This is a genomic window from Stenotrophomonas sp. S49 (assembly GCF_016624905.1).
Taxonomy (GTDB): Bacteria; Pseudomonadota; Gammaproteobacteria; order Xanthomonadales; family Xanthomonadaceae; genus Stenotrophomonas.
Map to the genome: position 1 here is coordinate 13,209 of NZ_JACVUD010000010.1, position 16,905 is coordinate 30,113.

16 protein-coding genes are annotated in these 16,905 nt (G+C 66.3%); 8 read left to right on the forward strand and 8 right to left on the reverse strand.

Annotation, left to right across the window (positions count from 1 at the left end):
- Positions 1 to 112 precede the first annotated feature (112 nt).
- The gene (locus tag IAE58_RS03710; protein ID WP_108753578.1) at positions 113 to 1,630 is read right to left on the reverse strand and encodes a fumarate hydratase; all 1,518 of its coding nucleotides are present in this window, start codon (positions 1,628 to 1,630) and stop codon (positions 113 to 115) included.
- A gap of 160 nt (positions 1,631 to 1,790) precedes the next feature.
- On the opposite strand from IAE58_RS03710, the gene IAE58_RS03715 reads away from it, so the two are divergent.
- From IAE58_RS03715 to IAE58_RS03735, 5 genes are all read left to right on the forward strand, one after another.
- A complete protein-coding gene (locus IAE58_RS03715; protein WP_199932650.1) occupies positions 1,791 to 2,687 on the forward strand; it encodes an RNA polymerase sigma-70 factor in 897 nt (298 codons plus the stop codon).
- Between the two features lie 36 nt (positions 2,688 to 2,723).
- Positions 2,724 to 3,173 carry a carboxymuconolactone decarboxylase family protein gene (locus tag IAE58_RS03720; RefSeq protein ID WP_108751586.1) on the forward strand — a complete coding sequence of 150 codons (450 nt, stop codon included), beginning with the start codon at positions 2,724 to 2,726 and terminating at the stop codon, positions 3,171 to 3,173.
- Between the two features lie 409 nt (positions 3,174 to 3,582).
- A complete protein-coding gene (locus tag IAE58_RS03725; protein ID WP_199932649.1) occupies positions 3,583 to 5,436 on the forward strand; it encodes an ABC transporter ATP-binding protein in 1,854 nt (617 codons plus the stop codon).
- Positions 5,437 to 5,536: 100 nt separating this feature from the next.
- Entirely contained in the window at positions 5,537 to 6,316 is a 780-nt protein-coding gene (locus IAE58_RS03730) for a ferredoxin--NADP reductase (RefSeq protein ID WP_199932648.1), read from the forward strand.
- Positions 6,317 to 6,400: 84 nt separating this feature from the next.
- Positions 6,401 to 6,964, forward strand: coding sequence for a TlpA disulfide reductase family protein (locus tag IAE58_RS03735; RefSeq protein ID WP_233614617.1), 564 nt, complete (start codon positions 6,401 to 6,403; stop codon positions 6,962 to 6,964).
- Between the two features lie 59 nt (positions 6,965 to 7,023).
- Here IAE58_RS03735 and IAE58_RS03740 read toward each other — a convergent pair whose 3' ends face one another.
- Complete coding sequence (locus tag IAE58_RS03740; protein WP_199932647.1) at positions 7,024 to 7,503, reverse strand: glutathione peroxidase; 480 nt, start codon at positions 7,501 to 7,503, stop codon at positions 7,024 to 7,026.
- A 139-nt stretch (positions 7,504 to 7,642) separates the two neighbouring features.
- On the opposite strand from IAE58_RS03740, the gene IAE58_RS03745 reads away from it, so the two are divergent.
- A complete protein-coding gene (locus tag IAE58_RS03745; protein WP_199932646.1) occupies positions 7,643 to 9,811 on the forward strand; it encodes a M3 family metallopeptidase in 2,169 nt (722 codons plus the stop codon).
- 123 nt (positions 9,812 to 9,934) lie between these two features.
- On the opposite strand, the gene cfa is transcribed toward IAE58_RS03745, so the two are convergent.
- The 3 genes from cfa to IAE58_RS03760 are packed head-to-tail and all read right to left on the reverse strand — an operon-like array spanning position 9,935 to position 12,299.
- Positions 9,935 to 11,053: a cyclopropane fatty acyl phospholipid synthase gene (gene cfa, locus IAE58_RS03750; protein ID WP_199932645.1), complete on the reverse strand. Its 1,119-nt coding sequence runs from the start codon at positions 11,051 to 11,053 to the stop codon at positions 9,935 to 9,937.
- Between the two features lie 19 nt (positions 11,054 to 11,072).
- Entirely contained in the window at positions 11,073 to 11,960 is an 888-nt protein-coding gene (locus IAE58_RS03755; RefSeq protein ID WP_199932663.1) for a DUF3298 and DUF4163 domain-containing protein, read from the reverse strand.
- 36 nt (positions 11,961 to 11,996) lie between these two features.
- Positions 11,997 to 12,299, reverse strand: coding sequence for a GNAT family N-acetyltransferase (locus IAE58_RS03760; RefSeq protein ID WP_108750076.1), 303 nt, complete (start codon positions 12,297 to 12,299; stop codon positions 11,997 to 11,999).
- A 210-nt stretch (positions 12,300 to 12,509) separates the two neighbouring features.
- Here IAE58_RS03760 and IAE58_RS03765 point away from each other — a divergent pair, with 210 nt between their 5' ends.
- Complete coding sequence (locus IAE58_RS03765) at positions 12,510 to 12,671, forward strand: hypothetical protein (RefSeq protein WP_199911370.1); 162 nt, start codon at positions 12,510 to 12,512, stop codon at positions 12,669 to 12,671.
- Between the two features lie 49 nt (positions 12,672 to 12,720).
- Here the strand turns inward: IAE58_RS03765 and IAE58_RS03770 are convergent, their stop codons facing one another.
- Positions 12,721 to 13,344, reverse strand: a complete 624-nt coding sequence (locus IAE58_RS03770) for a rhomboid family intramembrane serine protease (RefSeq protein ID WP_108750077.1) — start codon at positions 13,342 to 13,344, stop codon at positions 12,721 to 12,723.
- 12 nt (positions 13,345 to 13,356) lie between these two features.
- Positions 13,357 to 14,922, reverse strand: coding sequence for an oligopeptide:H+ symporter (locus IAE58_RS03775; protein WP_199932644.1), 1,566 nt, complete (start codon positions 14,920 to 14,922; stop codon positions 13,357 to 13,359).
- Positions 14,923 to 15,084: 162 nt separating this feature from the next.
- Between IAE58_RS03775 and IAE58_RS03780 the strand changes: the two genes are divergently transcribed.
- Entirely contained in the window at positions 15,085 to 15,933 is an 849-nt protein-coding gene (locus tag IAE58_RS03780) for an endonuclease/exonuclease/phosphatase family protein (protein ID WP_199932643.1), read from the forward strand.
- Positions 15,934 to 16,074: 141 nt separating this feature from the next.
- Here the strand turns inward: IAE58_RS03780 and IAE58_RS03785 are convergent, their stop codons facing one another.
- Positions 16,075 to 16,686, reverse strand: a complete 612-nt coding sequence (locus IAE58_RS03785) for a superoxide dismutase (protein ID WP_108750080.1) — start codon at positions 16,684 to 16,686, stop codon at positions 16,075 to 16,077.
- Positions 16,687 to 16,905 lie beyond the last annotated feature (219 nt).

Below are 16,905 nucleotides of genomic sequence, written 5' to 3' on the forward strand. Positions count from 1 at the left end.
GCGCGCGATAGTCGACTGACAGTCGACTCTACCCCGTCGCGTCGCGGGCGATCATGGGCGGTCAACGAAAAACGGCGCCCTGCGGCGCCGTTTTCCGTAATTCCGTTGTGGATTACTCCACCACCACCGGAATCTTGCCGATGCGGGCCTGCCATTCGCGCGGGCCGGTCTTGTGCACCGATTCGCCGGTGGAATCGACTGCCACGGTCACCGGCATGTCCTGCACGGTGAATTCGTAGATCGCTTCCATGCCCAGATCTGCGAAACCGACCACCTTGGCCGCCTTGATCGCCTTGGACACCAGGTAGGCCGAACCACCGACGGCCATCAGGTAAGCCGACTTGTGCTTCTTGATCGCCTCGATCGCGGCCGGGCCGCGCTCGGCCTTGCCGACCATGCCCAGCAGGCCGGTCTGCGCCAACACCTGTTCGGTGAACTTGTCCATGCGGGTGGCGGTGGTCGGGCCGGCCGGGCCCACCACTTCATCGCGCACCGGATCGACCGGGCCGACGTAGTAGATGAAGCGACCCTTCAGGTCGACCGGCAGTTCCTCACCCTTGTTGAGCATGTCGACCATGCGCTTGTGCGCGGCGTCGCGGCCGGTCAGCAGCTTGCCGTTGAGCAGCAGGGTCTGGCCCGGCTTCCAGTTGGCCACGTCTTCGGGGGTGATCGTATCCAGGTCCACGCGGGTGCCCTTGGACGCGTCGTAGGTCAGCTTCGGCCAGTCTTCCAGCGACGGCGGGTCCAGCATCACCGGGCCGCTGCCATCCAGGGTGAAGTGCGCATGGCGGGTGGCCGCGCAGTTCGGGATCATCGCCACCGGCAGGTTGGCCGCGTGGGTCGGGTAATCGTTGATCTTGATGTCCAGCACGGTGGTCAGGCCGCCCAGGCCCTGCGCGCCGATGCCCAGCGCATTGACCTTTTCGTACAGTTCCAGGCGCAGCTCTTCAATGCGGTTGGATGCACCACGGGCCTGCAGCTCGGTGATGTCGATCGGCTCCATCAGCGCTTCCTTGGCCAGCAGCATCGCCTTTTCGGCGGTGCCGCCAATGCCGATGCCGAGCATGCCCGGCGGGCACCAGCCAGCGCCCATGGTCGGCACGGTCTTCAGCACCCAGTCGACGATGGAGTCGGACGGGTTGAGCATGGCGAACTTGGTCTTGGCTTCCGAACCACCGCCCTTGGCGGCCACGATCACATCGACCGTGTTGCCCGGCACCACCTTCACGTTCACCACGCCCGGGGTGTTGTCCTTGGTGTTGATGCGCTTGCCCGCCGGATCGGCCAGCACCGAGGCACGCAGCTTGTTGTCCGGGTGCAGGTAGGCACGGCGCACGCCTTCATTGGCCATGTCTTCCACGCCCATGGTGGCGTCGTCCCAGCGCACGTCCATGCCGATTTCCAGGAACACGGTGACGATGCCGGTGTCCTGGCAGATCGGACGGTGGCCTTCGGCGCACATCCGCGAATTGATCAGGATCTGGGCCATCGCTTCCTTCGCGGCCGGCGACTCTTCGCGCTCGTAGGCAGCGGCGAGGTTCTTGATGTAGTCGACCGGGTGGTAGTACGAGATGTACTGCAGCGCGTCGGCGATGGACTGGATGAGGTCTTCCTGCTTGATCGATGTCACGGCTTGCTCGCTTGCTCAAGGCTGGCGGGGGTAATCCGCCCATTTTACCCCCTCCGCCGACTGCGCGTAGATTCGCAGGGGTCAGATCCCTTTCCGCGGGAAAGGGCTCTGACCCCGCCCCCTCTGTCACGCCCCTGCCCTCTCTGGCGTCCCTGCCAACATGAACGCTGAATCGACCTTCCAGACCCACCGCCCGCGCCTGATGGCGCTGGCTTACCGCCTGCTGGGCAGCCGCGCCGACGCCGAGGACGTGGTGCAGGACGCCTGGCTGCGCTGGTCCGGCGCCGACCCGGCCAGCGTGCGCGATGCCGAGGCCTGGCTGGTGACCGCCACCACGCGGCTGGGCCTGGACCGCCTGCGCGCGGCCCGGCGCGAGCGCGCGCACTACGTGGGACCGTGGCTGGCCGAACCGCTGGCGATCAGCCTGGAACCCGACCCGGCGCCTGGCCCGGCGCAGCGCCATGCGCTGGCCGACGACGTGTCGGTGGCCTTCCTGACCCTGCTGGAACAGTTGGGACCGGAAGAGCGCGCCGCGTTCCTGCTGAAAGAGGTGTTCGACCACGACTATGCCGAGATCGCCGAGCTGATCGGCCACAGCCAGGCCAACTGCCGCCAGCTGGTGCATCGGGCCCGGCAGCGCCTGCAGGCCGGGCGCCCGCGCTTCAACGCCGATGCCAGCCAGCACCGCGAACTGCTGGCGCGCTTCATGCACGCCACCCAGCAGGGCGACAGCCAGGCCGTGCAGGCCCTGCTGCATGCCAACGCGCCCCTGGTCTCCGATGGCGGCGGTGTGGTGACCGCCGCGATCCGGCCGCTGCTGGGCGCCGAGCGCATCGGCCGGCTGTTCTGGGCCATTGCCCAGCGCGGCCTGGGCCACACCGCGCAGCTGGGCTATGTGAACGGCGAACCGGCGATCCTGCGCTTCGATGGCCAGCGCCTGCATTCGGTCACCACGGTGCAGGTGGTGGACGGGCGCATCGCCGAGGTCTACAGCGTGCTGAATCCGGAAAAATTGTCGGCGGTTGTCACGGCGGCGGACGCGGCGGCGTCCTGGTAGTGAAAGGCGGCCATCGTGGCCGCCGTGGAGCCGAACATGTCCGACCACGCCTCTCCCCGCGTTCCCTACACCCGCCTGGCCGCCGAGGCCTTCAAGGGCCTGCTGGCCACCAGCAAGGCGGTGCATGACAGCTCGATCGACCCGACGTTGATGGAACTGGTGTTCCTGCGCGTGTCCCAGCTCAACGGCTGTGGCTACTGCATGGACATGCACGGCACCGCGCTGCGCAAGGGCGGCATCGAGCCACGCAAGCTGGACACCCTGCCCGCATGGCACGAAAGCCGCTTCTTCGATGCACGCGAGCGCGCGGCGCTGGGCTGGGCCGAGGCGCTGACCCGGCTGACCGATGGCGCACCGTCGCAGGAAGCGTTCGATGCACTGGCGCCGCACTTCGATGAGAAGGGCATCAGCGATCTGAGCATGGGCATTGCGGTGATCAATGCCTGGAACCGGCTGGGTGCCGGCCTGCTGCCGCCGCTGCCGTAAGGGGGTTGCGTGGCCGGGCTGCGCCCGGCACCCGCAGAGGCAACGGCCAGAGCAAGAGCAACGTCAACAGCTGGGGTTCTGTGGGATGGCGGGGCGGGTCAGGTCGCAGGGGACGCTGCAAGTACGTCCATGTAAGCTCGGTCGCCGCATCCATGCGGCTCACGCCCCTGCGACCAGACCCGCCCCGCCGTCGACAGATATCCCGCTGCTGGTGGTAGGTGTCGACCTTGGTCGACACGATGGGTCCACCTCATGCGTGGATGTGAGGGCTCAGATGGGGTCGGTTCCCTTCGCATGGCGAAGGGCTCTGACCCCAAGGCGCGGTGGCGGGGTCAGAGCCCTTTGCGCTGCAAAGGGATCTGACCCCATCTGACCCCATCTGCACGCCGTGCGCGCGCACAATGGCGGCATGCCTGCTGCCAACGAAAAGAAACCCAGCCTGCGCCAGCGCTTCAAAGCCATGCGCAACCTGCCGCCGTTCCTGCGCCAGGTGTGGCAGACCAGCCCGGCATTGACCCTGGCCAGCCTCGGCCTGCGCATCATCCGCGCCCTGCTGCCGGTGGCGATGCTGTACGTGGGCAAGCTGATCATCGACACCGCCCTGCACCTGAGCCAGCACGGTGCCGGCTTCCCGCCGCTCGGCGAAGCGCTGTCCAGCGGCCTGTTGAACCCGCTGCTGGGATTGCTGGCGCTGGAATTCGGCCTGGCCATCGCCTCGGACCTGCTGGGGCGGCTGGTCAGCTACGCCGACGCGCTCCTGTCGGAACTGTTCGCCAACGCCACCAGCGTGCGCTTGATGGAACATGCCGCCACGCTGGACCTGGAAGACTTCGAAGACCCCGACCTGCAGGACAAGCTGGACCGCGCCCGGCGCCAGACCATGGGCCGGATGAACCTGATGAGCCAGCTGTTCGGCCAGGTGCAGGATGCGATCACCGTGGTCAGCCTGGCCGTGGGCCTGCTGGTCTACGCTCCGTGGTTGATCGTGCTGCTGGCGCTGGCCCTGGTGCCCGCCTTCATTGGCGAATCGCACTTCAACGCGGCCGGCTACAGCCTCAACTTCCTGTGGACGCCCGAGCGCCGCCAGCTGGACTACCTGCGCCAGCTTGGCGCCAGCGTGGAAACAGCCAAGGAAGTGAAGATCTTCAACCTGCACCGCTTCCTGGTCGAGCGCTACCGGCGGCTGTCGGCGGCGCTGTTCCTGGCCAACCGTTCGCTGGCGCGGCGCCGCGCGTTCTGGGGCACGCTGCTGGCGGCACTGGGCACGCTGGGTTACTACACCGCCTACGCCTATATCGCCTGGCGCACCGTGCGCGGGGATTTCAGCATCGGTGACCTGACCTTCCTGGCCGGCAGTTTCCTGCGCCTGCGCCAGCTGCTGGAAGGGCTGCTGATCGGGTTCTCGCAGGTGGCCAGCCAAGCGCTGTACCTGGACGATCTGTATTCGTTCTTCCAGATCCAACCGGAAATCCATTCGCGCGCCGACGCGTTGCCGGTGCCGCGCCCGATCCAGCAGGGCTTCGTGTTCGACAACGTGGGCTTCCGCTACCCCGATGCCGAGCAGTGGGCGGTGCGCCACCTGGACTTCCAGCTGCACGCCGGCGAAGTGCTGGCCCTGGTGGGCGAGAACGGCGCCGGCAAGACCACCCTGGTGAAGCTGCTGGCACGCCTGTACGAGCCGGATGAAGGTCGCATCCTGCTGGACGGGCGCGACCTGCGCGACTACGACCTGGACGACCTGCGCGCCAACCTGGGCGTGATCTTCCAGGATTTCGTGCGCTACAACCTGACCGCCGCCGAGAACATCGGCGTGGGCCAGGTGGAGGCCATGGCCGACCAGGCGCGCATTGCCGATGCGGCACGCCGCGGTATGGCCGAAGAAGTGATCGATGCCCTGCCCGGCGGCTACGAGCAGCTGATTGGGCGGCGCTTCAAGCAGGGCGTGGACCTGTCCGGGGGGCAGTGGCAGAAGATCGCCATCGCCCGCGCGTGGATGCGCGATGCGCAGGTGATGATCCTGGACGAGCCCACCGCAGCACTGGATGCCCGCGCCGAGTTCGAAGTGTTCCAGCGCTTCCGCGAACTGGCCGAGCAGCGCACCGCGGTGCTCATTTCGCACCGTTTCTCTTCGGTGCGCATGGCCGATCGCATCCTGGTGCTGGCCGAAGGTCGGCTGGAGGCCAGCGGCACCCACGCCGAACTGATGGCCCAGGGCGGGCGTTATGCCGAGCTGTTCGAACTGCAGGCGGCGGGCTATCGCTGAACCGTGCCGGCGCGCTGAGAACGCCTCTCGTTCCGGCCAATGAGAACTTCTCTCATTTGGGGTAGAATGGAGAGGACGAAACCATGCCCCGACTACCCCCATGTCTTCTGCTTTCGGCGCCGAAACGGTGCTTGAGGTCCGCCACTGGACCGACGCCTACTTCAGCTTCACCCTGACCCGCGACAGCGGTTTCCGTTTCGAAAACGGCCAGTTTGTGATGATCGGCCTGGAAACCGAGGCGCGGCCGCTGCTGCGTGCCTATTCCATCGCCAGCGCGAACTGGGAAGAGCATCTGGAGTTCTTCAGCATCAAGGTGCAGGACGGCCCGCTGACCTCGCGCCTGCAGCACATCAAGCCGGGCGACAAGGTACTGGTCGGCAAGAAGCCCACCGGCACCCTGTTGATCAGCGACCTGCACCCGGGCAAGAACCTGTACCTGCTGGGCACCGGCACCGGCATGGCGCCGTGGCTGTCGATCATCAAGGACCCGGAAACCTACGAGCGCTTCGACAAGGTGATCCTGTGCCACGGCGTGCGCTACGAAAAGGACCTGGCCTACCGCGATTACTTCGAAAAGGAACTGCGTGAGCACGAGTTCCTGGGCGAGATGATCGGCGACAAGCTGCTGTACTACCCGGCGGTGACCCGCGAACCGTTCGCCAACCAGGGCCGCCTGACCTCGCTGATGGAAAGCGGCGAAATGCAGCGCACCCTGGGCCTGCCGGAACTGAATCCGGAAAACGACCGCGCGATGATCTGCGGCAGCCCGCAGATGCTGGCCGACCTGCGCGCGGTGCTCGATGCACGCGGCTTCCAGGTCTCGCCACGCATCGGCCAGCCGGGCCACTACGTGTTCGAGCGCGCGTTCGTCGAAAAGTAATTCCTGCCCTGCCCCTTGCGTGGACGCCGCCTTCCCGGCATCGTCTGCACTGCACGGGCCGTCGGCCCGGACAGGGGCTCAAGGATGACGAACAAGCGGTTCCCGCAGTTGATGCGGGCGTGGATGTCTGCAGCCGCGCTTGCGGTCATGGCCCTTCCGGCCCTGGCCGCATCGCCCGCCCCGGGCGACCTACCGCCACAGGCGCTGGGCAACGACCGCCAGGGCAAGCCGGTCAACCTGGCCGACCAGCGCGGCAAGGTGGTCATCGTGACCTTCTGGGCGTCCTGGTGCGGGCCCTGCCGCAAGGAACTGCCGATCCTGGCGCACCTGCAGAAGGTGGTCGGCGAAGACGCGATGAAGGTCTACGCGATCAACTGGGGCGAACCGCGCAACGACGTCAACCGTCTGGTGCGCCACCGCGACTGGCCCAAGCTGGACTACCTGCACGATCCGCGTGGCGCCTTGGCCGAGCAGTACGGCATCGCCGCGGTGCCACACATGTTCATCATCGGCCGCGACGGACAGGTCGCCCATGCCCATCGCGGCTACAGCGAAGCGAGCCTGCCGGGCATCCTGGAGGAAATCATCGCTGCGCTGCCTGAAGACGTGCGCAATCGCCCATCGCAGGCGGGCACCGCAGCAGACTGAGCGGCGGCAAGCGCGCGCGGCGTGGGGCGTGGCCCGGCGCTACCCCGGGGCGTGGGCGGTTACAGCAGCGCTTCGATGGCCCCGCGCAGCTGCTCGGGCTTGGTGGTGGGGGCGAAGCGGTCCACCACGTTGCCCTGCCGATCGACCAGGAACTTGCTGAAGTTCCATTTGATGCGCGCGCTGCCCAGCAGCCCGCGCTTCTGCTGCGACAGCCACGCCCACAGCGGGTCGGCTCCTTCGCCATTGACCTCGATCTTCTGCGACAGCGGGAAGCTGACCGGGTAATCCAGCGAGCAGAACCGGCGGATCTGCGCCGCATCGCCCGGCTCCTGCCCGCCGAACTGGTTGCAGGGGAAGCCGACCACCACCAGGCCACGCTCGCGGTAGTCCTGCCACAGCTGTTCCAGCCCGGTGTACTGCGGGGTGAAGCCGCAGCGGCTGGCCACGTTCACCAACAGCAGCGGGCGACCGGCGTACTGGGCCAGTGCCTGCGGCTGGCCGTCCAAGTCTACGAAGGTGAAATCGAAGGCAGTGGCCATGGCAGCGTTCCGACAGGAAAACCCCATGGTAATCGCAGCGACCCGCCCGCGCCGGTGGCGTCCATGCCTTTCGACACAAGTGCCCAGCCCGCTGCGCAGGTTACGCTCGGGCCCTTGCCTGTCTTACCGGAGTTCCGCCTTGACCACCCGTCTTGCCCTTGCCGTGGCCATGACCCTCGGCCTTGCCCTGCCCGCCTATTCGGCCAGCGCTGCCACCCCGGCCGCTGCCGCCAACGCCCAGCAGGCCAACCCGTTCTTCGCCGACAGCCCGCTGCCGCTGCACTTCCCGCAGTTCGACAAGATCAAGGACAGCGACTTCGCCCCGGCCTTCGACGCCGGCATGGCGCAGCAGCTGAAGGAAGTGGAGGCGATTGCCAACAACAAGGCCAAGCCGACCTTCGACAACACCATCATCGCCCTGGAAAAGAGCGGCGACGTGCTGGACCGCGCGACCACCGTCTTCTTCAGCCTGGTCGGCGCCGACACCAACGACGCGCGCAAGAAGCTGCAGGCCGACTACTCGGCGAAGTTCGCCGCACACAGCGATGCGATCGCCCTGAACGGCAAGCTGTTCGCCCGCATCCAGGCGCTGTATGACACCCGCACCCAGCTGGGCCTGGATGCCGAAGGCGTGCGCCTGGTCGAGAAGTACTACGACAACTACGTGCGCGCCGGCGCCAAGCTGTCCGAGGCCGACAAGGCCACGCTGAAGAAGATGAATGCCGAACTGGCCAACCTGGGCACCAAGTTCAGCCAGAACGTGCAGTCGGAAGTGAATGCTTCGGCGATCACCGTCAACGACGTGAAGGAACTGGACGGGCTGTCGCAGGAACAGATCGCCGCCGCTGCCGAAGCCGCCAAGGCCCGTGGCCTGGACGGCAAGTACGTGATCACCCTGCTCAACACCACCGGCCAGCCGCCGCTGACCAACCTGGCCAACCGCGCGCTGCGCCAAAAGATCTACGAAGCGTCGATCAGCCGCGGCAGCCGTGGCGGTGAGTTCGACAACACCGCACTGGTCTCACGCATCATGCAGCTGCGTGCCGACAAGGCCAAGCTGATGGGCTTTGCCAACTTCGCCGCCTACAACCTGACCAACCAGACCGCCAAGACCCCCGAAGCGGTCAACGCCATGCTGGGCAAGCTGGCCCCGGCCGCGGTGGCCAACGCCAAGCGCGAAGCTGCCGACCTGCAGGCGATGATCGACAAGGAACAGAAGGCCGCCGGCAAGCCGACCTTCGCCCTGGAACCGTGGGACTGGGCGTTCTACAGCGAGAAGGTGCGCCAGGCCAAGTACAACTTCGACGAGTCGCAGCTGAAGCCGTACTTCGAAATGAAGAATGTGCTGGAAAACGGCGTGTTCTTCGCCGCCAACCAGGAATTCGGCCTGACCTTCAAGCAGCGCACCGACCTGCCGGTCTACCACGATGACGTGACCGTCTACGACGTGTTCGATGCCGATGGCAGCCAGCTGGCGATCTTCATCTTCGACCCGTACGCGCGCGCGTCCAAGCGTGGCGGTGCGTGGATGAACTCCTACGTTTCGCAGTCGGAACTGACCGGCTTCAAGCCGGTGGTGGCCAACCACCTGAACATTCCCAAGCCGCCGGCCGGCCAGCCGACCCTGCTGACCTGGGATGAAGTGACCACCACCTTCCACGAGTTCGGCCACGCCCTGCACGGCATGTTCTCCAACGTGAAGTACCCGTACTTCTCGGGTACTTCGGTGCCGCGTGACTTTGTCGAGTTCCCCTCGCAGGTGAACGAGATGTGGTCGGACAACCCTGCCATCCTGAAGAACTACGCCAAGCACTACCAGAACGGTTCGGCCATGCCGCAGGCGCTGCTGGACAAGGTGCTGGCAGCCGCCAAGTTCAACCAGGGCTTTGCCACCACCGAATACCTGGGTGCGGCCATGCTGGACCAGCGCTGGCACCAGATCGGCGCTGACCAGGTGCCGGCGGCCAAGGACGTGATGGCCTTCGAACGTGCGGCCCTGGAAAAGGACGGCATCTACTACGCGCCGGTGCCGCCGCGCTACAAGACCCCGTACTTCAGCCACATCATGGGCGGCTACTCGGCCGGCTACTACGCCTACATCTGGTCGGAAGTGCTGGACGCCAACACCCAGAAGTGGTTCCGCGACAACGGCGGCCTGAGCCGCAAGAATGGCGACCACTTCCGCGCCACCCTGCTGTCCAAGGGCGGCAGCGTGGATGCCATGCAGCTGTTCCGCGATTTCGCCGGCCACGAGCCGCAGATCGAACCGCTGCTGGAAAAGCGTGGCCTGACCGGCGCCAGCAACTGATCGCCCGCCTGGTAGCGTGAAACGAAAACCGCCCGGGAGACCGGGCGGTTTTTTGTTGGTCGGGGTCAGAGCCCATTTCTACGAAATGGGATCCGACCCCATGCCTGGACCCCAGGCCTGCACTCAACGCGGCGCGACGTATCCACCCTGCACGCCGTCGGGCGACAGCACCAGCTGCCACAGCTGCGCATGGCGGCAGCGGAAGCTGGCCATTGAACCGGCTAGGTAGAACCGCCACATGCGGCGGAAGCGCTCGTCGTAGCGCTGCGGGTCCAGTGTCGGCCAGGCCGCTTCCACATTCCGCCGCCACGCCTGCAGGGTCAGGTCGTAGTCGGTGCCGAAGTTGTGCCAGTCCTCCAGCACGAACCGCCCTTCGAACGCGCGGGTGATCTGCACCGCCGAGGGCAGCATCGAGTTGGGGAAGATGTAGCGGGCGATCCACGGGTCGGTGCGGTGGCGGGAAATGTTGCTACCGATGGTGTGCAGCAACAGCAGGCCACGTGGCGACAGGCAGCGCCGTGCCACCTCGAAGAAACTGCCATAGTTCTTTTCGCCCACGTGTTCGAACATGCCGATCGAGAAAACCGCATCGAACGGTTCATCCAGTTCGCGATAGTCCTGCAGGCGGATCTCAATCGGCAATCCGGCACAGCGCTCACGGGCGAACGCGACCTGTTCCTGGGAAATGGTCACGCCCACACCGCTCACGCCGTAGCGCTCGGCGGCGTATTTCAGTGCTTCGCCCCAGCCGCAGCCGATGTCCAGCACCCGTTGGCCCGGGCGCAGCCCCAGCTTGCGGCAGACCAGGTCCAGCTTGGCCTCCTGCGCCGCATCCAGGTCCACCGCGTTGCGCCAGTAGCCACAGCTGTAGACCATGTACTGGCCCAGCATGGCCTGGTAGAGATCGTTGCCCAGGTCGTAATGGCGCCGGCCCACCTCGTAGCTGCCCTGCCCGGCCTGCAGGTTGAACAGGCGCGCTTTCAAGGCATCGGCCACTTCGCGCCAGCCGTGCACGCGCTCATCCAGATGCGCCTGCATCAGCTGCACCAGGAATTCATCCAGCACGTTGGCGTCCCACCAGCCATCCATGTAGCTTTCGCCCAGGCCGAGCGAGCCCTGGCCCATGACCCGCGCGAAGAAGCGCGGGTCATGCACCTGGATGTCCTGTGGCTGGGTGCCGCCAATGCGGACCCCGGCTTCGTGGAGCAGGCCGGTCACCCGCTCCTGCAACCCTGTATCCACGACACCTCCTGCTGGGCGGTCAACCGCGGGCGAACAGTTCCACGTAGTCCTTGGCCACGTGCGGCAACAGCACGGCGGCCGGTACATCGGCGGTCTGCGTGCCATCCGAGTACGGCCCCACCTGGTAGGGCGGGAACACGAAACGCAGGGCGGTGATCTGGCCCTTGTCATCGGTCAGCGGCTGGAACTGGCTGAAGTTGTCGGCCTGCGGGCCGGTGCCTTCGGCAATCATGCGCGAGGCATTGCGCAGCGATTCCTGCAGCTCGGCCGGTTCCATGTCTTCGCCGCTCAGGCGCGTGGCCACGCGTTCGCGCAACTGGTCGGCCACGAAATCACTGACCGCCTTCCAGCCCTTGCTGTCGGCCACCAGCTTGTCGGCGCTCAGCATCTGCTGCTGCTGCGGCAGCCAGACGAAGCGCGCCACCAGCGGTTCGCCGTGGGCGCCACCGGTGTAGCGGCTGCCATCGGCACTGACCACCACCAGCTGCGGGGTTTCCAGCACTTTCTCGAAGCTCAACGACAGCTCGTACGGCATGGTCGGCTTGTCGTTGCCCAGGCCATCGAGCGCCTGCTGCAGATCGCCGCGGGCCGAGGTCGCATAGTCCTGCAGCGCGCGGGCCAGCCCCGGGTATCGGTCGATGCCGGCCGGATAGCTGATTCCCACCACCTCGCGTTCGTTGTTCTCGATCACATCGCGCAGGTCCAGCGGCGCTTCGGCGGCAGGCGCATCGGCCGCGGCCGGCGCGGCGGCATCCACGCTGGGTGCGGTATCGGTGGCCGGTGCTGCATCGTCGCCGCGCTGGCAACCGGCCAACAGCAGCACGCCCATTGCCCCGGCCAGCACGCTTGCGCGCAACGGCCGGTTGTTTCCGTTCTTCATCGGGATCCCCTGTTCATGTTCGTACATCATCGCCCGCGGTGGCTGAAGCGTGGCCCGCCGGCATCACCCCACCAGCAGGTCGTGGAACTCCTCATGCCGCTGCAGGAATGCCTCGGCATACGCGCAGGCCGGCACCACTTTGTACTTGTGCTCACGGGCGAAGCGTAGCGCCACCCGCGTCAACTCGCCGGCAACACCCCGGCCGGCAATCGGCTCGGGCACTTCGGTGTGGGTGATCACCATCCGCTTGCGCTTGAGCTGGTAGTCCAGCACCGCCACGTGCCCGCGCACGCGGGCGGTGAAACGGTGGTTGGCCTGGTCATGCGCGACCTCATAGGCCAGACCGGGGGGTGTGACCGAAGCCATGGGACTGTCTCCTGCGGCGACTGCGTGGATGGTGCGCAGCCGGGCGCCATGATCGCGTGAAGCCTGAACAGGGGCAAGGACTGCCGGGCTGCGTCAGTTTGTGCCCCTCAAGCTGCAGCGCGGGCGGCCGCTAACCCCTTCGCAGGGGTACGGCCGCGCTGGCACGGCCCTTGCGAACGATGTCCCCGTACTCTGCCGTGGAGGCCCGTCATGCACCCCAACCCGTCCCCATCCGATACCGACCGCGCCCTGCTGGAAGGCCTCCTGCAGCTGGCTGTGGAAGGGCAGACCGAAGAGCAGGACTTCCAGCGCATCGGCGAGGAAGTGTATTCGCGGCTGCTGGATACCTACGGCCAGACCAGCCAGGCCTGAAACCGGGTAGACCGGGGTCGGATCCAGCGGATCCGACCCCAGGCACGCTTCAGCCGCCCAGGCTGAAGGTGGGGTTGGACAGCTCGCGCAGGAAGTGGCTGAAGATGGCCGGCTGCATGGCCAGCATGAAGATGATGCCGAACGCGGCGCCCGCCAGATGCGCGCTGTGGTTGATGCGATCGCCGCCGCGCTTGTCCATCCAGATGCTGTAGCCGACGTAGAACGCGGCATAGACGATCGCCGGCGCCGGAATGAAGAACACCAGGATGATCTTCCAGGGGTTCAGCAGGATGTAGGCGAACAGCACCGCCGACACCGCACCGGACGCGCCCAGGCTGAGGTAGTTCGGATTCTTCTGGTTCTTCAGGTAGCTGGGCAGGATCGACACCAGCAGTGCGCCCAGATAGAACGCCGGATAGGTCAGGAAGCTGCCGGTCAGCTGCACCATCACGCTCTCGATGTACCCCCCGAAGAAGAACAGGGTGAACATGTTGAAGATCAGGTGCGGCCAGTCGGCGTGGATGAAGCCGTAGGTCACCAGGCGGTCGTACTGGCGGTGGCGGTCCACCGCCGGCGGCCACAGGATCAGGCGGTCAGCCAGCTTGCGGTTGTTGAACGCCATCCAGGACAGCACGGCGGTGATGGCGATCAACAGGAGATTGACGGGGGTCATGCCAGGTCAGGCTCAGGCGCTGCGGTAGTTGTCGACCATACGATAGCGTCGTGCGTACCAACCGAAGGCGAACGCCGCAATGAAGGCGAAGCCGGCGAAGAAGAACATCAGGAACGCCGCCTCGCTCAGGCCCGTGCTGGCGATCTTGTGGGTCACCGCCTCGTTGCGCACCGCCGCGTTGGACAGCAGCACCCACAGGTTGCCGATGGTGGTGGTCAGGTTCCAGAAGCTCATCACCACGCCCTTCATAGCCTGCGGCGCCTGGCTGTAGGCGAACTCCAGGCCGGTGGCCGAGACCAGCACCTCACCGAAGGTCAGCAGCGCATACGGCAGCATCTGCCAGAAGATCGACATGGCATTGCCACCGTCCATCACCACCTGGATGCCGCCCACCACGATCCAGGCCAGGCCGCTGAAGGCGATACCGGCGGTCATGCGGCGCAGCGCGGTCGGCTCGAAGCCGAAGCGGCGCAGCGCCGGGTACAGCACCAGGTTGTTGAACGGGATCAGGATCATCACCAGCAGCGGGTTCAGCGCCTGCATCTGCGAGGCGGTGAACCAGCTCGGCATCTGCATCTGCTGGCCCTGCAGCACCCAGGTGGAGGCCTTCTGGTCGAACAGCGAGAAGAACGGCGTGGTCAGGGCGAAGATGACCAGCACGCGCAGCACCGCGCGCACGCCTTCCACGGCTTCGGCCGGATGCTGCGCGCGGGCGCGGTCCAGCTGCAGCCAGGTGCCGCCGCCGATGCCGGCTAGGATGGCCACCAGCGCCAGGCACAGGCAGATCACGATGCCCAGCGAACCGACCAGGCCGAACGAGGCGGCGGCCAGCACCAGACCGGCAATGGCCATCACCAGGCCCGGACGGCCCTGGCCGGCCACGCGCGCGGTCAGCGCGGTGCGCACCACGTTGGCGAACGAATGCGGATCCTTCGGCGGCAGCGGCACCAGCACGTAGCGCTTGCGGCCCAGCCAGAACACGAAGGTGGCGATGAACATCAGGACGCCGGGAATGCCGAAGGCCCACTGCGGGCCCCAGTTCTTCAGCACCAGCGGGATCAGCAGCGAGGCGAACAGCGAGCCGAAGTTGATGATCCAGTAGAAGGCGTCGAAGACGATCTTGGCCAGGTGCTTGTTGCTCTGGTCGAACTGGTCGCCCATGAACGAGGCCACCAGCGGCTTGATGCCACCGGCGCCCAGCGCGATCAGGCCCAGGCCCAGGAAGAAGCCTTCGCGGCTGTTCTCGAACAGCGCCAGGCACAGGTGGCCGGCGCAGTAGACCAGGCTGAACCACAGGATGGTGTGGTACTTGCCGAAGAACTTGTCAGCCAACCAGCCACCGAGCAGCGGGAAGAAATACACGCCGATCATGAAGCTGTGCATGATGTCCTTGGCTTCACCGGCGCGGCCTTCTGCAGTGATTTCCTGCAGCAGCAGCGAGGTGATCAGGAACTGCACCAGGATGTTGCGCATCCCGTAGAAACTGAACCGTTCGCAGGCCTCATTGCCGATGATGTACGGAATCTGGCGCGGCATCTTTCCCTGGCCGGCGATGGGGGCGACTGCGTCTTGGCTCATCCTGTAAGGCATTCCTGCAAAGCGAAAGGGTGAAGGTTACCGGAACCTGCGCCCGCGAAGCACGCTGCAGGGCTGCATGACAGCGCCGCCGATCCATGGCAGGCGCGCCGCACCGTGCCGGAAGTCACGGCACCTGCACGGCCAAAGCGTAAACTTATCGTTATGCGCCCCCTCACCCCCGCCCGCTTCGTGCTCGGCAGCCTTGCGCTGCTGATGGTCCTGCCTGCCCTGGCGCGCCCGCAGCTGCCGCCGGCGCCCGGCGCGGCCAGCGACGTGCGGCAGCTGACCGTGGCGGCGCTGGAACTGCCCAGCCGCGATGACGCGCAGTGGAAGCAGCGGCGCGAACAGGTGCTGCAACTGCTCACCGAGCTGCAGCCCGATGTGATTTCCGTGCAGCAGGTGCTGCAGGAACAGGGCCGCAACCCGGCGTGCTGGCTGGCCAGCCGCCTGCGTTACAGCTGCGACTTCGTCACCGCCGACCCGCCAAGCCAGCCGCTGCGCCACGGCAACGCCATGCTGACCCGACTGCCAGTAAGCGAAGACGGGGTGACCCTGCTGCATCCGCCGGGCACCTTCAGTGCGGCGGGCATGCTGCGGCTGCGGCTGGGCGAGGCGCTGCTGAATGTCTATGTGGCGCGCCTGCGCCCTGAGGCGGACGAGGCCAGCGCGCGCCAGCACCAGACCAGCGACCTGATGGCCTGGATCGGCGCCACCGCCGAAGGCCTGCCCAGCCTGATTGCCGGCGACTTCGCCGCGCCCACCACCGAACTGGTGCGCAGCACGCCGGGCTTCCAGCCGGCCCGGCGCAATCCCGGCGGACGCCCGGATACGGCGGCCGCCAATGGTGGAGGTGCCAGCGGGCACGGCCTGGACGTGCTGTTCCAGGTCAAGCATTTCGGCGGCATCCGCCAGCAGGCCATCGACCTGCCGGCCGCAGGGGATGCACCCGGCGTGCGGCTGGGGGTGATGGCCACGCTGCGCCTGCAGGGTGTGCCCGCGTCCAGCGAATGATCGCCGCGTCCTGCCGGCCGGGCATGCCGATGCGCCGCGCCGACGCCCGGTAGCGCCGGGCCATGCCCGGCGGATGCCACCGCACGCAAACAAAAAGGCCGGGGTTTGCCCCGGCCTCTTCGTTTCATCCCAGTGCCGCGATCAGGCGATCGCTTCCTGGTAACGACGCTCGACTTCGTTCCAGTCGATCACGTTGAAGAACGCGCCGATGTATTCCGGACGGCGGTTCTGGTACTTCAGGTAGTACGCGTGTTCCCACACGTCCAGGCCCAGGATCGGCGTGTTGCCTTCCATCAGCGGGCTGTCCTGGTTGCCGGTGCTTTCAACCACGACCTTCTTGTCCGGGGTGACGCTCAGCCAGGCCCAGCCGCTGCCGAAGCGGGTCAGCGCAGCCTTGGTGAAGGCATCCTTGAACTTGTCGAAGCCGCCCAGGTCCTTGTCGATGGCCTTGGCCACGTCGCCCACCGGGTTGCCGCCGGCGTTGGGGGCCATCACGGTCCAGAACAGCGAGTGGTTGGCATGGCCGCCACCGTTGTTGCGCACCGGACCCTGCAGGTTTTCCGGCAGCGACTTCAGCTTCTTCACCAGTTCGTCCACCGGCAGGTCGGCGTACTCGGTGCCTTCCAGCGCTGCGTTGACGTTGTTGATGTAGGTCTGGTGGTGCTTGGTGTGATGGATTTCCATCGTCGCCGCATCGATATGCGGTTCCAGAGCGTCGTAGGCGTAGGACAGCTTGGGCAGGGTGTAGGCCATGATGCATCTCCTGATAGCGAGGGCACCCGGCGGTGTCGCCGGGCAGTGCGCGTTGAATGATGGGGACAGACGCGCAGATTACCAAGGGGCATGTAAAGGAAATTGCGTCCTGCCCGTGAGCCCTCCGGCAATTGTTACGCAGCGGTGACGCTGCCGCTGTCCTCATGCGCGATGCAGCGCGCAGGCGCTACAGTGCATGCACCTTCCTTGCCCCGCACG